At 70.6% G+C, this 21849-nt stretch carries 26 protein-coding genes and 1 pseudogene; 19 read left to right on the forward strand and 8 right to left on the reverse strand.

Annotation, left to right across the window (positions count from 1 at the left end; genetic code table 11):
• From ACR2FV_RS16380 to ACR2FV_RS16390, 3 genes are all read left to right on the forward strand, one after another.
• A partial coding sequence (locus ACR2FV_RS16380) for a DUF427 domain-containing protein (RefSeq protein WP_434016794.1) occupies nucleotides 1-160 on the forward strand: 160 nt, incomplete at its 5' end.
• Nucleotides 161-234: 74 nt separating this feature from the next.
• Nucleotides 235-2112 carry a glycoside hydrolase family 15 protein gene (locus ACR2FV_RS16385; protein WP_434016771.1) on the forward strand — a complete coding sequence of 626 codons (1878 nt, stop codon included), beginning with the start codon at nucleotides 235-237 and terminating at the stop codon, nucleotides 2110-2112.
• Between the two features lie 92 nt (nucleotides 2113-2204).
• A complete protein-coding gene (locus ACR2FV_RS16390; RefSeq protein WP_434016772.1) occupies nucleotides 2205-2684 on the forward strand; it encodes a peroxiredoxin family protein in 480 nt (159 codons plus the stop codon).
• Nucleotides 2685-2758: 74 nt separating this feature from the next.
• Here ACR2FV_RS16390 and ACR2FV_RS16395 read toward each other — a convergent pair whose 3' ends face one another.
• Entirely contained in the window at nucleotides 2759-3298 is a 540-nt protein-coding gene (locus ACR2FV_RS16395; RefSeq protein WP_434016773.1) for an SRPBCC domain-containing protein, read from the reverse strand.
• Nucleotides 3295-3624, reverse strand: a complete 330-nt coding sequence (locus tag ACR2FV_RS16400) for an ArsR/SmtB family transcription factor (protein ID WP_434016774.1) — start codon at nucleotides 3622-3624, stop codon at nucleotides 3295-3297. The genes ACR2FV_RS16395 and ACR2FV_RS16400 overlap by 4 nt, the downstream gene beginning before the upstream one ends.
• Nucleotides 3625-3887: 263 nt before the next feature.
• Between ACR2FV_RS16400 and ACR2FV_RS16405 the strand changes: the two are divergent.
• From ACR2FV_RS16405 to ACR2FV_RS16425, 5 genes and pseudogenes are all read left to right on the forward strand, one after another.
• A pseudogene (locus ACR2FV_RS16405) lies at nucleotides 3888-4052 on the forward strand (RNA polymerase sigma factor); the annotation flags it as partial.
• Between the two features lie 79 nt (nucleotides 4053-4131).
• Nucleotides 4132-4389: an RNA polymerase sigma factor gene (locus ACR2FV_RS16410; RefSeq protein WP_434016795.1), complete on the forward strand. Its 258-nt coding sequence runs from the start codon at nucleotides 4132-4134 to the stop codon at nucleotides 4387-4389.
• The gene (locus ACR2FV_RS16415) at nucleotides 4386-5309 is read left to right on the forward strand and encodes a hypothetical protein (protein WP_434016796.1); all 924 of its coding nucleotides are present in this window, start codon (nucleotides 4386-4388) and stop codon (nucleotides 5307-5309) included. Before ACR2FV_RS16410 ends, ACR2FV_RS16415 begins: the two co-directional genes overlap by 4 nt.
• Nucleotides 5306-7360: an ATP-binding cassette domain-containing protein gene (locus ACR2FV_RS16420; protein WP_434016775.1), complete on the forward strand. Its 2055-nt coding sequence runs from the start codon at nucleotides 5306-5308 to the stop codon at nucleotides 7358-7360. Before ACR2FV_RS16415 ends, ACR2FV_RS16420 begins: the two co-directional genes overlap by 4 nt.
• A complete protein-coding gene (locus tag ACR2FV_RS16425) occupies nucleotides 7345-8100 on the forward strand; it encodes a hypothetical protein (RefSeq protein ID WP_434016776.1) in 756 nt (251 codons plus the stop codon). The genes ACR2FV_RS16420 and ACR2FV_RS16425 overlap by 16 nt, the downstream gene beginning before the upstream one ends.
• 57 nt (nucleotides 8101-8157) lie before the next feature.
• On the opposite strand, the gene ACR2FV_RS16430 is transcribed toward ACR2FV_RS16425, so the two are convergent.
• Nucleotides 8158-8541, reverse strand: coding sequence for a hypothetical protein (locus ACR2FV_RS16430; RefSeq protein WP_434016777.1), 384 nt, complete (start codon nucleotides 8539-8541; stop codon nucleotides 8158-8160).
• Nucleotides 8541-8990: a hypothetical protein gene (locus tag ACR2FV_RS16435; protein WP_434016778.1), complete on the reverse strand. Its 450-nt coding sequence runs from the start codon at nucleotides 8988-8990 to the stop codon at nucleotides 8541-8543. The genes ACR2FV_RS16430 and ACR2FV_RS16435 overlap by 1 nt, the downstream gene beginning before the upstream one ends.
• A 124-nt stretch (nucleotides 8991-9114) precedes the next feature.
• Here ACR2FV_RS16435 and ACR2FV_RS16440 point away from each other — a divergent pair, with 124 nt between their 5' ends.
• The 5 genes from ACR2FV_RS16440 (at nucleotide 9115) to ACR2FV_RS16460 (ending at nucleotide 13823) form a co-directional block, all read left to right on the forward strand.
• Nucleotides 9115-9591: a nucleoside deaminase gene (locus ACR2FV_RS16440; protein ID WP_434016779.1), complete on the forward strand. Its 477-nt coding sequence runs from the start codon at nucleotides 9115-9117 to the stop codon at nucleotides 9589-9591.
• Between the two features lie 54 nt (nucleotides 9592-9645).
• The gene (locus ACR2FV_RS16445) at nucleotides 9646-10746 is read left to right on the forward strand and encodes a hypothetical protein (protein WP_434016780.1); all 1101 of its coding nucleotides are present in this window, start codon (nucleotides 9646-9648) and stop codon (nucleotides 10744-10746) included.
• Nucleotides 10743-11702, forward strand: coding sequence for an ABC transporter ATP-binding protein (locus tag ACR2FV_RS16450; protein WP_434016781.1), 960 nt, complete (start codon nucleotides 10743-10745; stop codon nucleotides 11700-11702). Before ACR2FV_RS16445 ends, ACR2FV_RS16450 begins: the two co-directional genes overlap by 4 nt.
• Nucleotides 11699-12526, forward strand: coding sequence for an ABC transporter permease (locus ACR2FV_RS16455; RefSeq protein WP_434016782.1), 828 nt, complete (start codon nucleotides 11699-11701; stop codon nucleotides 12524-12526). Before ACR2FV_RS16450 ends, ACR2FV_RS16455 begins: the two co-directional genes overlap by 4 nt.
• 292 nt (nucleotides 12527-12818) lie before the next feature.
• Nucleotides 12819-13823: a DNA glycosylase AlkZ-like family protein gene (locus ACR2FV_RS16460; RefSeq protein ID WP_434016783.1), complete on the forward strand. Its 1005-nt coding sequence runs from the start codon at nucleotides 12819-12821 to the stop codon at nucleotides 13821-13823.
• On the opposite strand, the gene ACR2FV_RS16465 is transcribed toward ACR2FV_RS16460, so the two are convergent.
• On the reverse strand, nucleotides 13734-14528 hold the full coding sequence (locus ACR2FV_RS16465; RefSeq protein ID WP_434016784.1) for an esterase/lipase family protein: 795 nt from the start codon (nucleotides 14526-14528) through the stop codon (nucleotides 13734-13736). The two genes, ACR2FV_RS16460 and ACR2FV_RS16465, sit on opposite strands and share 90 nt — an antisense overlap.
• Nucleotides 14529-14605: 77 nt before the next feature.
• Here ACR2FV_RS16465 and ACR2FV_RS16470 point away from each other — a divergent pair, with 77 nt between their 5' ends.
• Together ACR2FV_RS16470 and ACR2FV_RS16475 are read left to right on the forward strand one after the other, a co-directional pair.
• On the forward strand, nucleotides 14606-14914 hold the full coding sequence (locus tag ACR2FV_RS16470; protein ID WP_434016785.1) for a hypothetical protein: 309 nt from the start codon (nucleotides 14606-14608) through the stop codon (nucleotides 14912-14914).
• Nucleotides 14915-14973: 59 nt separating this feature from the next.
• A complete protein-coding gene (locus ACR2FV_RS16475) occupies nucleotides 14974-15723 on the forward strand; it encodes a YwaF family protein (RefSeq protein WP_434016786.1) in 750 nt (249 codons plus the stop codon).
• 43 nt (nucleotides 15724-15766) lie between these two features.
• On the opposite strand, the gene ACR2FV_RS16480 is transcribed toward ACR2FV_RS16475, so the two are convergent.
• Together ACR2FV_RS16480 and ACR2FV_RS16485 are read right to left on the reverse strand one after the other, a co-directional pair.
• The gene (locus ACR2FV_RS16480; protein ID WP_434016787.1) at nucleotides 15767-15985 is read right to left on the reverse strand and encodes a hypothetical protein; all 219 of its coding nucleotides are present in this window, start codon (nucleotides 15983-15985) and stop codon (nucleotides 15767-15769) included.
• 191 nt (nucleotides 15986-16176) lie between these two features.
• The gene (locus ACR2FV_RS16485; protein ID WP_434016788.1) at nucleotides 16177-16635 is read right to left on the reverse strand and encodes an SRPBCC family protein; all 459 of its coding nucleotides are present in this window, start codon (nucleotides 16633-16635) and stop codon (nucleotides 16177-16179) included.
• A gap of 34 nt (nucleotides 16636-16669) precedes the next feature.
• On the opposite strand from ACR2FV_RS16485, the gene ACR2FV_RS16490 reads away from it, so the two are divergent.
• The 4 genes from ACR2FV_RS16490 (at nucleotide 16670) to ACR2FV_RS16505 (ending at nucleotide 20737) form a co-directional block, all read left to right on the forward strand.
• Nucleotides 16670-18031, forward strand: a complete 1362-nt coding sequence (locus ACR2FV_RS16490; RefSeq protein ID WP_434016789.1) for a hypothetical protein — start codon at nucleotides 16670-16672, stop codon at nucleotides 18029-18031.
• On the forward strand, nucleotides 18019-18744 hold the full coding sequence (locus tag ACR2FV_RS16495) for a DUF6885 family protein (protein ID WP_434016790.1): 726 nt from the start codon (nucleotides 18019-18021) through the stop codon (nucleotides 18742-18744). The genes ACR2FV_RS16490 and ACR2FV_RS16495 overlap by 13 nt, the downstream gene beginning before the upstream one ends.
• A 90-nt stretch (nucleotides 18745-18834) precedes the next feature.
• Complete coding sequence (locus tag ACR2FV_RS16500; protein WP_434016791.1) at nucleotides 18835-19842, forward strand: squalene cyclase; 1008 nt, start codon at nucleotides 18835-18837, stop codon at nucleotides 19840-19842.
• Between the two features lie 10 nt (nucleotides 19843-19852).
• Entirely contained in the window at nucleotides 19853-20737 is an 885-nt protein-coding gene (locus tag ACR2FV_RS16505) for an aldo/keto reductase (protein WP_434016792.1), read from the forward strand.
• Between the two features lie 32 nt (nucleotides 20738-20769).
• Here ACR2FV_RS16505 and ACR2FV_RS16510 read toward each other — a convergent pair whose 3' ends face one another.
• Nucleotides 20770-21615, reverse strand: a complete 846-nt coding sequence (locus ACR2FV_RS16510) for an aldo/keto reductase (RefSeq protein WP_434016793.1) — start codon at nucleotides 21613-21615, stop codon at nucleotides 20770-20772.
• Nucleotides 21616-21849: the final 234 nt, after the last annotated feature.

Raw genomic sequence — 21849 nt, forward strand, 5'->3', positions numbered from 1 at the left:
GGTCGGCGACGCTCTCCAGCAGGACCTGGCCTGGGTCTACGACCACCCGACCACTGCTCTCGCGCCGATCACCGGGATGGTGGCCTTCTACAACGAGGCGGTCGACACCGTCCTCGACGGCCGGCCGCTGGCCCGGCCGGTCACCCACTTCGTCGACTAGGACCGGGCGGCCCGCTCGGTATGTGGTCTCGCCGCCCATGAGTAAGACGGACGGAGCGCGCGACACCGATCCCCATGAGCGACGTTGCCCTGAGTGAGCACGCCCTGCTCTCGGACTGTGGGACCGCCGCCCTGGTCACCGCCGCCGGCTCGGTGGACTGGCTCTGCCTGCCCCGGTTCGACAGCCCCTCGGTGTTGGGGCGTCTCCTGGACCCGGAGGCTGGCCACTTCTCCGTGGCCCCCGCGGACCCGGCCGCCACGTCCACGTGGCGCTACCTGCGCTCGAGCCTGGTGCTGGAGACGACCTGGACTACACCGACCGGGACCCTGGTCGTGACCGATGCGATGGCGATGGGCAAGCGCGAGCGCGGCCACGACCTCGGCCGCTGGTCACCGGGGGTGCTCCTGCGGCGCGTCCACTGCGTCCAGGGTGAGGTGCCGGTCCAGGTGGAGTTCGCCCCGCGACCTGAGTTCGGCCTGATCCACCCACGCCTGACCGCGGGCGATGGGGTGGTGACCGCAGAGGGGGGCGCCAGCAACGTCGTGCTGAGCACGGAGGCTTCCCTGGACGTCGCCAACGGGTCGGCGACCGCCGTGGTCACCCTCTCCTCCGGAGAGGAGCTGACCTTCGCCGTGCAACACGTCGACCCCTGGACCGCGGAGCCGTACGACTGGACACCTCGCAGGATTCGCCGGCGACTCGCTGACACGCACGAAGCCTGGCAGAGCTGGTCGGCACTGCACCAGCGGTACGACGGACCCCTGCGTGACCTGGTCCTGCACAGCGGGGTGGTGCTGCAGGGACTGACCTACGCTCGCACCGGCTCGATCCTCGCCGCCCCCACGACCAGCCTGCCCGAGGGGGTGGGCAGCGGACGCACCTGGGACTACCGCTTCACCTGGGTCCGTGATGCCAGCATGACCCTGCAGGGCCTCTATGTCGCCGCTTGCCCCGAGGAGGCCGGGCGCTTCTTCGCCTTCCTCGCGCGAGCCGCGGCCAGTCAGCTCGAACGGGGACTGCACCTGCAGATCACGTTCGGCATCGCCGGTGAGCGTGACCTGTCCGAGCGTCAGGTGCCCCACTTGGCCGGCTGGCGCGACAGCGCGCCGGTCCGGGTCGGCAACGACGCCTGGGGCCAGCACCAGCTGGACGTCTACGGAGCACTGCTCGACGCCGCATACACACTGCGCGGCCAGCTGGACGACCTGGACCAGCCGACCCGGCAGTTCCTGGTCGCCGCCGTCGGCGTCGCCGCGTCGCGTTGGACCGAGGACGACCAGGGCATCTGGGAGGTCCGCGGTCCTGGCCGGCCGTTCCTGTACAGCAAGCTGATGTGCTGGGTAGCCCTCGACCGCGGACTGCGGATGGCCGACCTGCTGCGGCTCGACGACGCCACCACCCGATCCTGGGAGGACACTCGCGCCGCCATCCGCGACGCCATCGAGACGCGAGGCTGGAACGAGCAGGTCGGCGCCTACATCGACTCCTTCGGCTCCGAGGAGCTCGACGCCTCCGCGCTCATGCTTGCCATCGTCGGCTTCCTGCCCGGCGACGACGCTCGGCTCCTGGCCACGATCGACGTGATCGCCGAGCACCTCTCGGACCCCGCGGGCCTGATCTACCGCTACCGCGGCGACGACGGTCTCGAGGGGGAGGAGGGCACCTTCTTGCTGTGCACGTTCTGGCTGGCTCACGCGCTGGCCATCACCGGGCAGACCGACCGGGCGCGGGCGACGCTCGAGCAGGCCGCGGCCTGCGCCACACCGCTCGGCCTGTTCGCCGAGCAGGTCGACCCGGACACCGGCGAGCTCCTCGGCAACTTCCCGCAGGCGTTCAGCCACCTCGGTCTGGTCAACGCCGCCCAGGCGCTCGCCGAGGCCGAGGGCACCGACCTAGCAGATCCCCTGAGCACTTCCCCGGCATCTCCAGGACGCCCGCCCGGCTCGCCGTAAGACTCACCGGCGGCGCCGCCGCATACCACGACAGACCGCAGCGCGACAGACTCGCGGTGCGACCGTGCTCCACCCAGATCAAGGAGGGCAACATGGCCCTGCTACACCCCGGCGACACCTTCCCCGCCTTCGACGTCAACCTCGTCGGTGGTGACTCCCTGAGCCTTCCCGAGGCTCTGGCCGGCGGCTTCGGCGTCGTCCTGTTCAACCGGGGCTCGTGGTGTCCCTACTGCAATGCCCAGCTGCGTGGATTCCAGCGTGTGGCGTCGGACCTGAAGGATCTCGGCGCCACCGTCGTCTCGCTCTCCGTCGACGAGGAGGCGACGGCCGCCGAGATGGTCGACAAGCACAAGCTGACCTTCCCCGTGGGCCACAGTGCCGACGCGCACCAGCTCTCCGAGCTGACCGGTGCCTTCGTCAACCCCGAGCCGGTCTTCCTGCAGGCGACCGGCTTCCTGCTCGACCCCGAGGGCACGGTGCTGCTGAGCGCCTACTCCTCCGGCGCCATCGGTCGGATCACCGGCGAGGACACGGTCGGGATGCTCCGACACGTCAAGGAGCAGGCCGACTGAGCCCTGCCTGGCATACGTATGGGGCGGGGTCGCGGTGAGCGACCCCGCCCCATACGGCCGGGAAACGACGGGCGTCAGGCGCCGGCGCCAGCCATCACACGGTCGGTCTCCAGCAGCGTCTTCAGGCTGCTGAGCACCCACGGCCAGCCACCGCCACCGGCTCCCGCGTCTCCGCCGCCGCGCACGTCCTTGGCGGTGTTGGGTGCTCCGACGCATTCGTGGGTCAGCGTCAGGCAGCACGCGTTGCCCGGGTACTCGGTGATCTCGTAGGTCAGCGTGGTCTCCGGCTCGTCGTGCCAGGCCGCGGACCAGGTCTGCACCAGCCGGTGTGGCGGGTCGACCTCGACCACGGTGCCGGTGGCGGCCACGTCGCCCATCCCCATCTCCTTCATCTCCGGTGTGGTGAGGTCGCGGACCGCGCCGCCTGGGGTGAGGTCGATCTCGAGCTCACCGCCGTAGCCGTAGCGGGTGGTGAACTCCGGGGTGGTGATCGCCTCCCAGATCCGCTGCGCCGGGGCGTCGATGTAGATCGCGAACATCTGCACCTCGGGGGCAGCCTCGTCGGCGGCGGCTGTCGTGGCCTCGGTCATCGTGTCGTCGGTGGTGTGGCTCATGGCTGGTCCTCCAGGTTTCGTTTGAGCTCGGTCAGCGCCGTCACGCGACGCTCGGTGAACTTGTCGATCCACCGGTCGTGGATCAACTGGATCGGGACCGGGTTGAGGTAGTGCAGCTTCTCCCGGCCCCGCTTGCGGGTGAGGACCAGCCCTGCCGACTCCAGCAGACGCAGGTGCTTCGACACCCCGAACCGGGTCATCTCCACGTGCTCGGCGACCACCGCTTCCAGGTCGCCGAGGCTTCGGCCCTCTCGTGCGAACAGGGCGTCCAGGAGCAGCCGCCGCGTCGGGTCGGCCAGCGCCTTGAACACCTCGTCCTCCTGCACACGACGACCATAGGTGACCATTTAGTCACCTGTCAAGCATCTCGGCCCGCCGTCCGTGCGCCCCGTGCCGAGTGGTGGGATATGCACCACATCCGGGCTCGTATGCGGTGCACAAGCCACCACTCGGTACCAAATGCACCCACGCGGATCTCGACCTTCACCCGACGAAGGTCGAGGCGAACCCTGCGAGCGGGTAGAACTCCGATGGTGATCTCTGCGTCAATGAGGATGTGAGCGAGCCTTTCCCGCACGGCGCCGAGCTGATGCGTCGCGTCGCCGCGGGTGACCTCGCCGCCTTCGACCGGCTCTACGAAGACTTCGCCCCCATGGTGCTGCTCCGGTTGCGGCGTCGCTGCCGGGACCCCGAGGTCGCCGCCGAGGTGCTGCAGGACGCCTTCGTCAAGGTATGGCGATCCGCCGCCGGCTACTCCGGCCGCGGCGAGGGGGGGGGGTTGGATCTGGACCATCGCCTCTCGTGCGCTCATCGACCGTCTCCGCCGGGACGGTGTGCAGCCCCGGCTCGTCCTGGTCGGCGACGTGCTCACGGGACCGTCGGGGCCCAGTGCCGAGGACGTGGCTTTGGCCGACCTGCGCCTCAAGGACACGATCGAGCCGATGTCGCCCGAGCTGCGCGCGGCCCTGCAAGCCACCGTGGTGGACGGTCTCACCGCGAGCGAAGCCGCGGTGCTGCTGGGCGTGCCCGAGGGCACGGTGAAGACCCGGGTGCGCCGGGCACAGTCGATGCTGAGGGAGGCACTGGCATGACGACCACGACGGGACGAGAGTGGCACGCCGCCGAGGCCGCGCTGCTGGCCTACGCGCACGAAGAGTCGAGCGACGTCGAAGCGTGGTCGGTCGAGACTCATCTGGTGAGCTGTCGACTCTGCCGGGACCGGGTCAACGTCGCCGTGGACGGCACCGAGCTCGCCGGTGAGATCGCCCGGCACAAGCGTCGGATCAGGTCTTCGGTGGCTCCGGAGATCCCGGGCCTCACCCCACCGGCGCCAGCCATCGCCCCCACCGCACGCACCGCCTCGCACGCCGGCCCACGACCTACCCGTCGGCTGGCGGTGGTGTCTCGGACCCTGCTCGGACGGACACCCTGGTTCGTGGCGATCACTCTGGTCACCGTGCTGACGGTGTTCCTCGATCTCCTCTGGCGGCAGCTCGCGCCGGGCACCACCTGGCGGCTGGACTCGATCGTGCTGCTGGTCGGGCCGGTGCTGCCGCTGGCCGGGGTGACCTTCGTCTGCTCCACGTCCACCGACCCGTGTGCCGAGGTAGTGCTGTCCACCCCGTCGGCGGGCCTGCGGATGGTGCTGTGGCGCACGCTGTCGGTGCTGGTCGTCGCGCTCCCCCTCACGGTCGCGCTGGGAGCGACGTCGGGGTCGGTGACCGCGGGTGCCCTGCTGCTGCCCACCCTGGCTATGACGGTCGGGACGCTGGCGCTGGGAACCCGGGTGGGCCTCGAGGTCGCAGCTGCCCTGGTGGGTGGCGGGTGGCTCGTCGTCGTGGCCCTTCCCTCCCTCGCCCTCACGCGGTTGGCATTGCCGGTGTATGCCGAGCCGGCCCTGTGGGGTTGGGCCGCCGTGCTCTGCGCCGGTGCGCTTGCGACATCCTGGCAACGAGACGGCTTCGAGCGCCTCGCCGAGTTCGGCATTCGGCGACGGGGCGTGACCCGATGAGCGATCCACCACGGCGTGGCGTGCGGACCGCTGACATCGAGGTGCGATTCGGCTCCCACCAGGCCCTCGACGGGTTGGATCTGGCTCTCGGCACCGGCGTGCACGGTCTGCTCGGCCCGAACGGCGCCGGCAAGACCACGCTGATGCGGGTGCTTGCGACGGTGCTCACCCCGCATACCGGCACCGTCGACGTCTTGGGGTGGAATGCGCTGGACCGGGCCGAGCGACAGCAGATCCGCGGCCGGATGGGCTACCTCCCGCAGACCTTCGGCTACTACCCCAGGTTCACCGTGCGCGAGTTCGTGGAGTACTTCGCCTGGCTCAAGCAGATGCCCCGAGCCACGGTCCCCAAGGCGGTGGCGCAGGCCATCGACCGGGCCGGCCTGACGGACCGCGCCGACAGCCCGATGAAGTCGCTGTCCGGAGGGATGCTGCGCCGTGCCGGGGTCGCCCAGGCGATCGTCAACGACCCGCACATCCTGCTGCTGGATGAGCCGACGGCCGGTCTCGACCCGGAGCAGCGCGTGCAGTTCCGCACCCTGCTGCGCCGGATCGGCGCTGACAACTGCGTCCTGGTCAGCACCCACCTGGTGGAGGACGTGGCCACGGCCTGCACGACGGTGCACCTGATGGACACCGGGCGGGTCGTGTATGCCGGGACTCCCCAGGAGCTGATCGAGATGGGCGCCGACGGAGCGGGCGACCCCGATCGAGCGCGGATACACCACGGTGCTGCGCAGAGCCCGCGGCGAGGTGGAGACGCCGTGAGGACGGGACCGTGGTGGACCGAGTTTCGCCGCAGTGTGGGGTTGCCCATGCTCGTCGCCGGGACCCCGCTCGCGGTGTGGATGTTGTTCATCCATCCGGAGTGGGCCGCCGAGTGGATGACGCTCGCCACCTTGCACCGGTGGAACATGATCATCACCGGTTCACTGTTGATCACGGTGGCTGCCTGGTATGCCGGTCGGGAGCACCGCCAGGACACAAGGGAGCTGCTCGACTCGACACCGCTGCCCCGGTGGCGACGGCACCTCCTGATGCTGTCCACCTTGCTGACTGCTGCGGTGGTCGCGCACCTGCTGGCCTTCGCCGTCGCCGATGCCTTCGTCATCCGACAGACCGACTACCTCGGCGGCGGATGGTGGTGGATCGTGCTGTTGAGCTGCGTCGGGCTGTTCCCGCTGGCCGGTCTCGGCTGGCTGGTCGGCACGGTGTTCCCCTCGCGCCTGACGGCGCCCCTGGCCGGAGTGGCCACCTACCTTGGGATCGGCTTCGCCACCTGGGACGACGACCCGTGGCAGGAGCTGCTGCCCACCGGCCGCGACAACGTCAGCGTCGGGATGTCCCCCACGACGCCATTCGTCATCGTCGCGCTGGTGTTCCTGGTGCTGGCCGGTGTCGGCTTGTTGTTGCTAGTGCTGGATGAGCAGCACCGGGTCTGGGGCCCGCTGGCGCTGGTGGGCGCAGCCGCCATGCTGTTCAGCGTGCGTGGCACGGAAGAGCCGTGGTGGTGGACACCAGACACCGAGGCGACAGCCCCGGTCTGCGGGGACACCGAGCCTGAGGTGTGCGTCTGGCGCACCCACGCGAAGTTCCTGGACTCCACTGCTGCTGCGATTAGCCCTCCGCTGCAACGCCTGGGCGACCTTGCTCCATCGCAGGCCCGCGAACAGGACCCGTACGAAGCGCATCCCGACCCGGACGTCCTCGAGATATACCTCTACGCACAGATCCCGCTGACCGGACGAGAGCTCCTGCGTCCGGGCGAGGTGCGTCGGCAGGCTCAGATCACTCCGCTGTGGGCCTGTGACCTGGCCTACAAGGAGTCGGAGCAGCATGAGGAGGTGTGGACTGCCGACAGCGCGGTGACGGAGATCCTCTTCGGTGATTTCGATGACGAAGTGTGGTATCAGCCCCCTGCCGGGGTGGCCCGGCTGCGTGACGCCACCGAAAGACAGCGCCAGGAGTTCGTCTCCACGTTCTACGAGCTGGCCCGCGAATGCGACCTTGAGGCCCTCGACGCCCTGGTCACGACGTGGTCACCGAACTGAGATCGAGCCCGATCATGGGGCTCTACGGTCGAAGTCGCGGATGGACCACCGTCCTGGTGGGCTTGGCGCTGCTCACGCTTACCTCGTGGTGGCTCGCGGCATGGCTGGGGGCCTTTCAGGGATTCTGGTACCCGGAAGCGCGGGTCCCGGTCACGGCCTCGGCCCCGCTTCTCGCCGCCACGCTGCTCAGCAGGGCCCTCGTCAGTCCCGACGTCGACCTCGATCGCGCGTCGCCGGTGCACTGGCCGACTCTGCGCGCCGGCCACGTACTGGCCTGGACCGCCGTGTGTGTCGTGCTGCTCGGGCTCACCGCAACCGCGGCACCGCTGACCTTCGGCTCCGCGGCCCTGGTCCGCAACGCCCTCGGCTACGTCGGACTCACCTGCCTGGCCGCCGTCGTGCTCGGGGCACGACTGGCCTGGCTGCCCGGTCTGGTGGTGGGGTTCACGCTCTACCTGGCCGCGCCCCGCATACCGAGCAGCTTCGACCGGTGGTGGGCCTGGCCATGCAGGACGGAGGCTGGGACGGATCGTGGGTCGTGGCCGGCGGCTTGTTCCTGGCCGGGCTGGCCCTCTACGCGAACCATGGACCCAAGCGAGCGCCAGACAGCTGAACTGACTTCAACTCCGACCGTCATGCCGGGCACATCGCGCTCCGAGTACGCCCGGGCTTCTTCGATCTGGCCGCGCACTACGGTGTTGGCCATGACAGTCCTGTCCGGCTTCTCGCGCAGCCGGTAGATGGAGTCGCCATTCCCTGGCAAGGTCACCCGGCCCCCGGGACAGTGGGCGAGGTTCTTACCTGTTGCGAGGGGCGCGCTTGCCCTTGACCACCGTGGCGCGCGGGTGGTCCGTCGCAGCCAGGGTCAGCCAGACAACGCGGTGGTTCGGGTCCACGCAGTACCAGAGGCGCGCGCCGGAGGAGATGTCGTACTGCCACTGCTTCATCTGCACCCCACCGACAGAGCGTTGCGCGAGCGTCCCGCGCAACGGCTTCTGCACGTCGGAGCGAGTGGTCGGCGCAACCTTCAACCGCGCCTTCGCCTTGGCGCAGGTGCCGGAGAACTGCGTCTCCATCTCCGCGAACGCCAGCGATTCCTTCGTGGCATACCGCAAGTCCCACTCGTCCTCGGCGGGCAGCGGCGGGACCTGCTGGCCACGCTTCGGCTTCCGTCCGGCCATCAGTCAGTCGCGTTCACGGGCTCGTTCAGCGGGTCAATGATGTCAGCGGACAGCGACGCCGCCAGGGCAGGGTCGGACCAGATCTCGGCCGTATTGCGCCAGTCGTCAACCAGGGAAGCGAACTCGGTGTACCGGCCGATAGACGCGCAAGCGCGCAGCGTGTCCGCAGCCTCTGCGACGAACACCAACTGATCCGCCTCGGGAAGGAAGGCGACCCACGGCAGCGACCCCGCGAACGCGGCGGCGAACCGGTCGACCAACGCCTCGTCATGCACGAGCGCCACGAGAGCGGCGGAAAGAAACTCGGTGGCCTCGGCGGTCGCCCGCACCCTGCCCTCAGTTTCCAGCACCCAGGCAGGGCGACCGGCACGCTGCTGAAGGACGAGCACGTCGTCGGTGCGCTCGGCTTCAGTCAAGTGCTGGTTGTAGTTCTGGATGAACCTGCTCATCGGAAGAGTCGTCGCCATACTCTCAATATACGCAGCTAATTACGTATATGTCTCCATCGGTGGCCTCTGTGATCCTAGTCAAGGACTGGCATCCCTTGCCCCAGGCGTCGAAGGAGAGACCACGGTGGACGACACAGACTTGCGCTTCCTCCGACGGGCCGTCGAGCTCGCGGAGGAGGCGCTCAAGCACGAAGACGAGCCGTTCGGGTCGGTGCTCGTCAGCGCGGACGGCGAGGTCCTCGCCGAGGATCGCAACCGGATCGCCGCGGGGGACGCCACAAGGCATCCCGAGTTTGCGCTCGCCCGGTGGTCGGCCGAGCACATGACACCCGCCGACCGGGCGGGCGCCACGGTCTACACCTCCGGCGAGCACTGCCCCATGTGTGCCGCGGCGCACGGCTGGGTCGGGCTGGGCCGCATCGTCTATGCGAGCTCCTCGGAGCAGCTCACCGGTTGGCTGCAGAGCCTCGGCGCGTCACCCTCGCCGGTCTCCACCCTTCCGATCCACGACGTGGCACCGAATGTCGTGGTGGAAGGCCCGGTCGAGGAGCTCGCCGTCCAAGTCCGGGAGCTGCATCACCGCTACCACGGCAGGGGTTGACCCCTCCCCGTCCGCGCCGTCAGACCTCGGTGACGTGTCCCGTACCGTGAGGAGATGAAGTCCTGGTGGCGATGGGCGGTGACCTGCGCTGTCGCCGTGGCCGTCGTCGCCACACCCTACCTGGTCAGCGCCCGTCCCCTGGCCGAGCCCGACCTGACCCCGGCCCAGCTGGTCGCCGCGGTGATGCGCTCCGCCGACGTCCCGCATACCGGCCTGGTGGAGTCCGAAGGCAGCGTGCAGGTGCCCGAGGCCAACGCGTTCACCAGCATCACCACCCTCTTCGGTGAGGCCAACCGGGTGCGGGTCTGGTGGCAGGACGACGAGCACTGGCGGCTGGATCGCATCCGCAGCACCGGCGAGACCGACCTGTTCCGCACCCCGCGGGGGACGGTGCGCTGGGTCTATGAGTCCGGCCGGGTCCGGGTCTCACCTCCGGCGCCGGTGCGGCTGCCGGACACCTCCGACGTGCTCCCGGACACCCTGGGGCGCCGGGTCCTGCAGGGCGCTGAGACCGGCGAGCTGAGCAGTATGCCCCTCCAGCGGATCGCGGGTCGGTCCGCCGCCGGCGTCCGGCTCACCCCCTCGACCCAGCAGTCCAGCATCGACCGTGTCGACCTGTGGATCGACCCGGAGTCGGGCATCCCGCTGCGGGTGGACGTCTACGCCGGGTTCGTGCGGCCGACCCTGAGCACCCACTACGAGCGGCTCGACCTCGGCAGCCCACCCGAGGGTGCGCTGGACTTCGACCCGCCGGCCAGGGCCGACGTGGACGTCGAGGAGCTGCCGGACCTGGCCGCGGATACCAACCGGTTCGCCCCGTATGTTGCACCGCAGCAGCTCGCTGGCCTGCCGCTGCGAGAGGACCGCCCCGACCTGCCCACCGGCGCCGTCGGCGTCTACGGCCGCGGCCCGACCGTGCTGCTCTTCCTGCCGCTGCGCGGCAACGCCGCCCGGCCGCTGCGCGAGCAGCTGTCCACGATGGCGGGTACCGCGCCGGGCGAGGCGGGGACCGCGGTCGACCTCGGCCCGATCTCGGCCCTGGTCACCCCGGGGCGCTACCGCGGCAGCGGCTTCCTGCTGATGGGCACCGTGACACCGCAGACCCTCGAAGACGCGGCCGCCGAGCTGGTCGACCTGGAGCCGACGTTCTCGTGATCCGCACCCACCACCTCACCAAGCACTACGGCAAGCTGCACGCCGTCGACGACCTCGACCTCGACGTCCGCGAGGGCGACGTCTACGGCTTCCTCGGCGCCAACGGCTCGGGCAAGACCACCACCGTGCGGATGCTCCTCGGGCTGGTGCTGGCCACCGGTGGCGAGATCGAGCTGCTCGGTCAGCCGATGCCCCGTGCGGCCAGAGACGTGCTGCCCCAGGTCGGGGCCCTGGTCGAGGGACCCGCGGCATACCCCCACCTGTCCGGCCGAGCCAACCTCGCCCTGCTCGACGCCGCGGGTCGCGGCACCCGCCGTCGCGGCCGCCGGCAGCGGGTCGCCGACGTGCTCGAGCAGGTGGGTCTCGATCCGGGCGACTGCCGCGGGGTGCGCACCTACTCCCTGGGTATGCGGCAGCGCCTCGGCCTGGCCGCCGCGCTGCTGCGCCGGCCCCGGCTGCTCGTGCTCGACGAGCCGACCAACGGTCTGGACCCGCAGGGCATCCACGAGATCCGCGAGCTGCTGTTGGACCTCAACGCCACCGGGACCACCGTGTTCCTGTCCAGCCACCTGCTGGCCGAGGTCGAGCAGGTGTGCACCCGGGGCGGTATCCTGGACCGTGGGCGCCTGGTCGTGCAGGATCGACTCGACGCCCTGCGCGGGCCGACCGGGCGCACCGTCGTGCACACCCCCGACGTCTCCCGCGCGGTGAACCTGCTGACCGGCCGGGTAGCCGCAGTCGAGGGCAAGCGGATCGTGGTCGACGAGCCGGACTCGGTCGAGCTCAACCATCAGCTGGTCTCCGCGGGTGTGCGGGTGCGCGAGATCGCCGCCGAGCGGCGCGACCTGGAGCAGGTGGTGCTGGAGGCCAGCGGCGTCTCGGGCGAGCGGCATACGCGCGACTCCCGCGACCCCAGGCCCCACCCGGAGCCCGACGAGGAGCTGGTGCGGTCGTGATCCGGGGCGAGCTGGTCAAGCTGCTGCGCCGGCCCCGCACCTGGGTGGCCATCGCGATGCTCAACGCGCTGCCGACCCTGGTTGCCGTGCTGCTGGCGGTGACCGACCTCGGACCGAGTCCGGGCACCGGACCGCCGTTCCTGTCGGCGGTGCTCACCGACGAGACCCTGTTCCCGTTGGCCGCTCTGGGCATCGTGCTGCCGCTCTTCCTGCCCATCGCCGTGGCCGTGATCGGCGGCGAGGCGATCGCCGGGGAGGCGCAGACCGGCACCCTGCGCTACCTGCTCATCCGCCCGGTCAGCCGCACCCACCTGCTGGTGGCCAAGCTGGTCAGCGTGGTGGCCTTCGTGCTGCTCACCGTGGTGATCGTGGCGGTGGTGGGGTATGTCGTGGGCCAGCTGTTCCTCGGGGAAGGCACCCCGACCCCGGGGGTGGCGTCGGCGTCGGCATCGATGTCGGGGACGACGCTGAGCAGCACGGAGGTCCTGCAGCGCACCGGCCTCGCGCTGGCCTACCTGACCCTGTCGATGCTCGGGGTGGCGGCGCTGGCCCTGCTGCTGTCGACCACGACCGACTCGGCGATCGGCGCCGCGCTGGGCACCGTCGGCTTCCTGATCGCCTCGACTGTCCTGCTCGGCCTGGACGCCGCCGACGCCCTGCAGCCCTGGTTGCCGACCCGCTACTGGCTGGCGTTCGTCGACCTGTTCCGCGACCCCATCCTGTGGGACGACGTGACGCGTGGAGTGCTGCTGCAGCTGGCCTACCTGCTGGTCTTCACCGTGGCCGCGTGGGCCAACTTCAGCACCAAGGACGTCACCAGCTGACGGTACGGACGTGCGGGCGAAACCCGGGTCGGTTCCGGAAGGTAGTCGTCCGGTTCACGTGAGACCGTCGACGTCATGACCGTCGGCGCGACAGAGACCTTGAGTCGTGACCAGGCGCGCCGGATCGCCGTTCGGGCCGCTTTGCTGGCCGGGGATGGTCCGACTGACCTGCTCGACGCCACCCGTCGGCTGACCATGCTTCCGCTGGACCAGACGCGCGCCGTCGCCCCGGCCGCTGAGCTGGTGCTGTGGGGCAGGCTCGGCGACGCGCACCAGCCAGGCGACCTGGAGGATGCGGTCGCGGCGCAGCAGATCGTCGAGATCGCCGGCGGCCTCCGACCGGCGGGGGACGTCGCCCTCTACCGGGCCGAGATGGCGGCGTGGCCTACCTCGGGGCCGTGGAAGGCGTGGCACCACCGGCTGCATGACTGGCTGGAGGACAACAAGGGCTGCCGCCTCGACGTGCTCGAGCGACTGCGCCAGGACGGACCGCTGCCGGCGAGCGCCTCCACGACACCTGCGTGCACCCTTGGCGGTCGACCGGCTGGAACGACGGCAAGAACGCGTCTACCCCGAGGGCCCGGCGCCACCGCTCGAGGAAGCCGAGGCCGAGCGCGACCGCCGCCGTCTGCGTGCACTCGGCGTCGCCCGCGCCGGCGCTGCGTATCAGCAGGGGGAGCCGGTCGGTGCCGGCGAGGCGGGCGAACCCGTCGTGGTCGAAGGCGTGCGTGGACGGTGGCGGGTCGACCCCGACGCTCTCGCGACGCTCGAGGGTCTCGAGTCCCACCGCACCACGTTGCTCGCCCCGTTCGACATACTGCTGCAGGACCGCAAGCGGATGACCGACCTGCTGGGCTTCGACTACGCGCTGGAGATGTACAAGCCGAAGGCGAAACGGCGCTGGGGGTACTACGCCCTGCCGGTGCTGCACGGCGACCGGTTGGTCGGGAAGGTCGACGCGAGCGCCGACCACGAGGCAGGCGAGCTGGTCGCGCACGCGGCACAGTCCTCAGGAGTCGCCGAGCAGCTGGCAGAGCGCGCCGGCGTCGTCCGGTGCCAGAGCGAAGAAACCGAACCGCAGCCTGCCCACCGGCAGGTGATCGCGGGTCTGCGCCAGCGGTGCACGCTTGCCGCACGGCCCACCGACATACCTGCGAAACACGCGGGAACCTCAGCACCAGGGAGTCGCCGGCTGACCGCATACCCCTCAGGCGTCGCAGTCGACCCTGCCTCGATCCGGAGCGCTCGGTGGGTCGGACCCCAGCACCGTCTCCAGCGCGGCCAGGACCACCGGTGAGGCCGGCAGCTGCCCATGGCTGGTCGTGGCGGCGGGGCAGTAGGACTGGACCACCATCCTCAGCGCTCCGACCAGGTCGGCCGACGTCGAGGGCGTGACCACCTGGTCTTCCGTGCTGCGGATCGTGGCCCACTGCGGACCGTCGGGTGTCTCGTCGCCGGCGTTGAGCCGCCGCAGCAGGTCGCTGTCGGAGTCGAGCTGCTGGCAGGCGACCGGGCACCCGGCGGCCTCGGTGGCCAGCACGGAGACGCTGTTGCCGTGGTGCGGAGACGCCAGGGTGAGCACCCGACGGGCCACCGCGTCGCCACCATGGTCGCGCACCCACAACCGCGCCACGACGCCACCGGCGGAGTAGCCGACCACGTCGACCGAGGAGGCACCGGTGCGCTCGCGGAGATCCTCGACATACGTGGCCAGCCGGGCGGCCTGCTCATCGAGATCGCCGGTGTTGTTGCCGACCCCGGGGAAGACGGCGACCTCACGGCCCTGCTCACGCAGGGCAGTGACCAGCGGCTCGAGCGAACGGGTCCCGCCGCCGTAGCCCGGCAGGACCACCACCGGCCCGGGACCGGCTTGGGCGGCCGGGGTGGGAGCTGCCTGCCACCGCCCGATCAGCACAGCGGACACGACCACCACCACCGCGACGGCGATCAACCCCAGGCCGACGGTCAGGCGTCGCCGCGCAGGCGCGAGATGGCGGAGCATGCCTCAGTCTGGCTCGGTTGCCTGGATGCGCGGCGGCCCATGTGGCAGTGTGGAGTGACCAGAAGGGTGGAGGCCCGATGCCGCAGAAGGATCCGATCGCAGACGAGGGCGCACAGATCGTGCCGTTTCCCGTGGGGCACGAGACCCCGCAGACCACCGAGGTCGAGGTCGACGGGGAGCCCGTGACCATCATCTACCTGCCCTGGCGGCACGAGGTGGATGGCGAGCAACGGCCCGCTGGGCTGTACTACAGGACCGCCGAGACAGCGGGCTTCTACCCCGATCCCACGGCGCGGGACCTCGACGCGCTCCTGGAGGAGATGGTGCCGCGACTGCGCACCCACCTGCACCTCGTGCGCGAACCGGAGGAGCCCTCGACCAGCTGAGGCGCGAAGACCTCTCGTCGCGATAGACCCGGCAGCGGGCGGTGAGCCATGCTGGAGTGATGGAGGTTATAGCGGCGAGCGACCGGTTCCAGTCCTTCGGGACCTCGCACATCGCGATGCTGGTGCTCTTCGTCCTCGGGATCGCCGGCGTCATCTGGTGGGGCCGGCGGCACCGGGGCCGGGACGGTGAGCAGGTGCGGCGGCGCGGGTTCGCCGTCGTGGTCGCCGTGTTCGCGGCGGTCGTGCAGATCTATCAGCTGACTCCCGGGGACTACGACCTGCAGACCTCCCTTCCGCTGCAGCTCTGCGACCTCGCCGTGGTCGCGGTGGTGATCGCGCTGTGGACCCGCAGTCCGCGAGCGAGCGCGTTCTCCTACTACGTCGGGCTCACGCTCACCGTGCAGGCCGTCCTCACCCCGGCGTTGTTCTCGGACTTCCCCCACCCCCGCTTCATCGCCTTCTGGGGCATGCACCTCGGCATCGTCTGGGCAGCGTGCTACCTCACCTGGGGCCTCGGCTGGCGACCGACCTGGCGGCTCTGGGGCTTCGCGCTCGGATCAACGGCTCTGTGGGCGGTGGGTGCAGTCGCGTTCAACCTCGTGGCCGGCACCAACTACGGCTACCTGATGCGCAAGCCGTCCACCGCCTCGGTGTTGGACCTGCTGGGTCCCTGGCCGTGGTATGTGGTGTCCGAGATCGCGATCATCAGCATGGTCTGGCTGGTGGTGATGACGGTGCCGTGGGAGCTGGCTGCTCGTCGTCGCGCCACCCGAGCGAATCGGAGGAGCTCCGAGCGGGCCACCCCGTGACGCGATCGTCGAATAGGTCGGTCGGCTCACGGCGCACCTCCGGTCATGTCGGCAGGTATGCCGCATACGTCACGCCGCCGGCGAAGGACGCGGCCCGCACCAGGCGCAACGACGGCACGGCATACCCCTCCGGGAAGAAGCCGCGACCTCGACCCTGCCAGGCGGGGTAGACGAACATGCGGTACTCGTCGATCAGTTCGGCCTCGATGAGTGTGGTCCGCGATCCCCGTCGTGTCGTCGCGTCGGTGCGGCCAGTAGCCACGGAAGTCAGTGAACGTCTGGCGGCCGAGCAGGAGCACGTCCTCCCGGGCGCTCTGCGCGCGCAGCTCGGCGGCGAGGTCCTCGTCCGGGGCTGGGTCAAACCAGTCGTCGAGCATCTCGACGCGGCCGTCCAGGGTCATGTTCTGGGTGATCACGATGCGCATCATCGATCCTCTCGGTGTCGGGTGGTGGCTAGCTCGCGTCCCGCTCCGCGGCAGCCTTGAGGTTGACCAGCGTCTCCTGGATGCCCCGGCGGTTGCGCGCCGGGAACCTCGCCACCCGGATGGTTCTGGCCGACAGACCCGTGTAACGCGAGTAGTCGAAGGACTCGGTGACCCCGGTCTGTGCCTCGCCCAGCGGCTCCAGCTCGTAGCGCCAGCGGTGTCCGCCGAAGTGTCGCCAGGCGATCCGCCGGTCCTCCTCGAACTCCACGACCCGGTTGGTGATCCGGTAGGGCAGGCCGAACAGCTTCATCCGGGCACCGAACCGGGCCCCCTGACTCAACCGCTCCGGACCAACGGTCATGCCTTTGACCGAGCCCGACCCGTCGATCCGGGAGTGCTGATGCGGGTCGGCCACGATGTCGAAGACCACCCGCGCCGGGGCCTCGATGGTGATGCGCTCGGACACGATCTGCTCGTCGTTGCTCATCGACCCATCCTCGCGCACGCAGTAGCGTGCCTCCATGACACCTGCGGACATCCACGGGCTCAGCACCGATCTGGCTCACCAGGGCGTGCGGGGCGTGCACATCGGCTGGGTCGACAACAACGGGATCGTGCGCTCCCGCATCGTGCCGATCGGCGAGCTCGAGGCCGCCGCCCACCGCGGGGTGGGCGTGACCGCTGCCTTTGCCGTCTTCGACTCCCACGACGGCATCACCTTCGCCCACGAGGGCCTGTCCACCCCCTCCGGCGACGTGCGCGTAGTGCCGGTGATCGACGACCCGGCCGACGTGGTGCGACTGGCCGGTCAACCGCACCTGGCCTGGACCAACGCCCGGCAGCTCAGCGCCGACGGCGACCCGTGGCCCTACTGCCAGCGGGCGGTGCTGGAGCTCCAGGTGGACCGGGCGGCCGCTGCTGGCCTGGAGCTGCGCGCGGGCTTCGAGGTCGAGGTGGTGGTGGCCAAGGAGGGCGACGACTTCGTCCCGGCTCACCGCGGTCCGGCCTACGGGCCCAACGCGCTGCGTGACGTCGACGAGTTCGTCGCCCGGCTGCTGCACGACCTGGCCGCCAACGGCATCGAGATCGGCCAGCTGCATGCCGAGTACGGCGAGTCACAGGTCGAGCTGGCCCTGGCCGCCGAGGACCCGCTGGCCCTGGCCGACACCCAGGTGCTGACCCGCCAGACCATCCACTCCGCCGCCCGGGCCGAGGGGCTGCGGGTCAGCTTCGCGCCGCTCACCACAACGGCCGGCGCCGGCAACGGCTGGCATCTGCATACCTCGATGAGCCGCGACGGGCGCAACATCCTGCCCGGTGAAGGTCCGCACGGGCTCTCCGATGAGGGGCGCGGCTACCTGGGCGGTCTGCTGCGCGAGCTGCCGGCCATCGTCGCCGTGACCGCCCCCAGCACCGGCTCGCTGCTGCGCCGTCGCCCCGGCTACTGGGCCGGGGCCTACGGCTTCTGGGGTGTGGAGAACCGGGAGGCCGCACTGCGCCTGGTGCCGAACTCACGACTGCTCGGCCCGGAGCGGACCAATGTCGAGCTCAAGGCCTGCGACGCCTCGGCCAACCCCTACCTCGCCCTGGCGATGGTCCTCGGCGCCGGTCTGGCCGGGATCGCGGAGGCCGCTGACCTGCCCGAGCCGGTGCAGGAGGATGTCGGCACCTGGGAGGAGGAGCGCCGGGCCTCGGCCGGCATCGCTGCGCTGGCCACCACCCACGAGGAGGCGCGCGCCCACCTGGTCGGCAGCGACCTGGCCCGCGAGGTGCTCGGCGAGCAGCTGCTCGGCGCCTTCGTCGCCTGCCGCGATGCCGACGCGGCGTGGGCCGCCGAGCACTCGGTCGAGGAGATCGTGGAGTCGCACCGGTGGCGCTACTGACCTTCCCGGGCGCCGAGCGGGTGCTGGCCGCGCACGGTCCGACACTGCCGCAGCCCGACCAGCTGTGCGGACCGTTCTCGGCTCGCATGGCTCTGCACGCCGTCCTGCCGGAGGGGCAGGTGCCCACGATCGGCGCGCTCGCCGCCGCCGCCGGCACCGCGATCTGGCCGTATGACGTCGCCGGGCTGCGCCCGGCCGGTGCGCCGCTGGACCGCACCGGCTGGGAGGACCTCCCGCGGGCGCCGTCGGTCGAGACGAGCGGCACCGACGCGGCAGGACTGCTCGCCGGCCTGGAGGCCACGGCCGGCGACCGCATTACCGTGGTGCCGGTCTCCGGAGCCGAGCTGACGACATACCAGCTGCGGACCCTGCTGCAGGCGATCGGCCAGGCACCGCACCCGATCGGAGTCGTGGCCAACGTGCGCACCGGCCCCATCGCGCCACCGGGAGTCCGCTGGGACGTCGGGCACTTCGTCGTGCTGTGCTCCGTCGACCCCGATCTCGACGAGGTCACGGTGGCCGACACCTATGCCGAGCTCGGAGCAGCGGGGACGTCACCTGGGTGTCGGCGGGTGCCGTCGGCGGCGCTCACCGAGGCTCTGGCCACGCCCCCGGCACGGGGACTGTTGCTGCTGGTCCGCACCACCGACCGGCTCGCCACCGAGGTGATGGTCGCCGGCGCCGGGCTGTCCACGGGGATCTGGAGCACCTGAGCTTCCCTATCCACTGCGCCCCTCGGCTCACCCTCTTGTCCTCGGTGCAGCCCCTTGACACCTCAGCGAGCACCGGCGCATTCTGCGCGGATGAGCGATGTCGCGATCCCGATGCAGTGGCTGCTGGACACGGACCCGGCGCTGCGGTGGCAGGTCGAGCGCGACCTCGCCGGCCCGTCGCCGCAGGTGTGGCAGGCCACCCGCAGCCGGGTCGCGACGGAGGGCTTCGGCGCCCGGCTGCTGGCGCTGCAGGACCCGGACGGTCAATGGGCCGGAGGCGCCTTCTTCCCGGGCCGGGTCGATGACCGCCCGTTCGACCCGCACGGTGACCCGGATGCCGACCCGGGCCAGCCGTGGACGGCTACGACCTGGAGCCTGAACGCGCTGCGCGAGTGGGGCATAGACGCGCAGGTCCTGGGGGACACCGCCGAGCGGCTGGCGGCGAGCTGCCGCTGGGAGTACGACGACCTGCCGTACTGGGGCGGTGAGGTCGACTGCTGCATCAACGCCTTCACCCTGGCCAACGGCACCTGGCTGGGCGCCGACGTCTCGGGGCTGGAGCAGTGGTTCGTCGAGCACCAGATGGACGACGGCGGCTGGAACTGCGAGTGGGAGGCCGGCTCGACGCGCTCCTCGTTCGTCTCCACCCTCAACACGCTCGAGGGGTTGCTCTACCGCGAGCAGCACACCGGCACCCAGCAGCTGCGGGCGGCACGGAGATCCGGAGAGGAGTACCTGCTCGCCCGGCGGCTCATGCTCCGGCGCTCCAGTGGCGAGGTCGTCGGACCCTGGGTGACCCACTTCGCCTACCCGTTCCGCGCGATGTACAGCGCACTGCGCGCCACCGACTACTTCCGGCGCGCGAGCCTGCACGACGCAAGCCCACCCGATCCCCGGCTTGCTGACGCCATCGAGGCGGTGCGCTCCCACCGGGAGAGCGACGGCACGTGGCGCCAGCAGAGGCGACACGCCGGGGTCGCCTGGTTCGAGGTGGACGTGGCCGCGGGCGAGCCCTCGCCCTGGCTCACTCTCTACGGCACCCGCGTGCTGGCCTGGTGGGACGACGCCACCCGCGCCGAGGCGCCACTATCGACGTAGGCTCGCCACCATGCAGACACGGAGCATCGGCAACGACACCGTCGGGCGGCACGAGATCGGGGCGATCGGCCTCGGCCTGATGACCTTCGACCAGAGCGGCACCCAGCCGCGCGAGCAGCTGCTGGACACGATCCGGGCGGCCCTGGAGGCCGGCGTCACCCTCTTCGACACCGCGGACGCCTACGGCCCGAGCGGGGAGCTGGGCGCGGACGCGCAGGGGGCCAACGAGCAGCTGATCGCCTCGCTGTTGGACGAGCTCGGGGTGCGCGACCACGTGCTGCTGGCCACTAAGGGCGGGCATGTGCGCACCGACAGCGGCGGCTGGGACACCGACAGCAGCGCCGGCCACCTGCGCTCGGCGGTGGACGACAGCCTGAGCCGGCTCGGGGTGGAGCAGATCGCGTTGTGGCAGCATCACCGGCCCGACCCCCAGGTGCCGGACGCGGAGGTCTTCGGCACGCTCAAGGAGATCGCCGGCTCCGGCAAGGTCGCCATGATCGGCCTGTCCAACGCCGACCCCGGCCAAATCCGCGCGGCTCGCGACGTGCTCGGAGACTCGCTGGTCAGCGTGCAAAACCAGTTCAGTCCCAAGTTCCGCTTCAGCGCCCCCGAGATCGAGGTATGCCGTGAGCTGGGCCTGGCGTTCCTGGCCTGGTCACCGCTGGGTGGGCTGGCCGATGCGAAGGAGCTCGCCGAGAAGCACCCGGCGTTTGCCGAGGTCGCGCAGGAGCACGGCGTCAGCGCCCAGCAGGTCGCCCTGGCCTGGGAGCTGGCGCAGGCCCCGGTGGTGGTCCCGATCCCCGGGGCCAAGCGTCCCGCGTCGGTCACCGACTCCGCCGCGGCGGCGGACCTGGAGCTGTCGAGCGAGCAGCTGCGCCGGCTCGACCAGGACTAGGCCCAGCCGAGCCGGGCGCTCGCGGCGGGCGTTCAGTCGGGGATGATGTCCATCTCGTCCGGGTTCGGACCGGTGCGGCCGTCCTCACCGCGGTCGAGCCCGGTGATCGTGGCCATCTGCTCCTCGCTGAGCTCGAAGTCGAAGATCGCGAAGTTCTGCTGCATACGCTTGGGGTTGACCGACTTCGGGAAGACGATGTCGCCGCGCTGGACGTGCCAGCGCAGGGTCACCTGCGCGGTGCTGCGGCCGAGCTCCTCGGCAATCGTCGTCAGCTCCGGGTCGTCGAGCACCGCCCCCTGCGCGATCGGGGACCATGCCTCGACCAGCGCCGAGTGCCGATGCGTGGCCTCTCGCGCCTGGTCGTTGGTGAGGTAGGGGTGCACCTCGATCTGGTTGATCACCGGCGCCTGCCCCGTCTCGGCGACGATCCGGTCGAGGTGGTCGGGCTGGAAGTTGGAGACGCCGGCCGACGTGGTCTTGCCCGCGTCCCTCAGCTCCACCATGGTCTGCCAGGTCGACACGTAGTCGCCGTCGTAGCGGGTCGGCAGCGGCCAGTGGATCAGGAACAGGTCGACCCGGTCCAGGCCGAGCCGCTCCAGCGAATCCTCCAGCGAGCGCCGGGCGTCGTCGGGCCGGTGGAAGCCGTTGTTGAGCTTCGTGGTCACGTAGATCTCGTCACGTGCCAGCCCGGACTCGACGATGGCCTCGCCGACGCCTTGCTCGTTCTGATACATCTGCGCGGTGTCGATGTGCCGGTAGCCGGCCTCGAAGGCTTGCAGCACCGTCGCCTTGGTGTCCTCCGCCGGCACCTGGAACACCCCGAAGCCGAGCTGCGGGATGGTGGTGCCGTCGTTCAGGTCCAGTGTCGGAACAGTCATGTCAGGGCCAGCGACCTGGTGTGCCCCACTATTCCACGGGCCGGTGCTGACGGGCGGGCAGCCCCGACGACAAGTCGTCGACGGATCCTGTCGATTCCCTTCCTCCCCGCTCGACAGTGTGGTGAGGTCGCAGGGAGCGGCCCGCAACGAGAGAGGACTCATCATGAGCGAATACGTCGTGCTGATCGTCGGCGACGCCGACCGGTGGTGGAGCACCATGACCGAGCAGGAGCG

The sequence above is a fragment of the Ornithinimicrobium sp. genome (assembly GCF_051004135.1).
In the GTDB taxonomy this organism is placed as follows: domain Bacteria; phylum Actinomycetota; class Actinomycetes; order Actinomycetales; family Dermatophilaceae; genus Ornithinicoccus.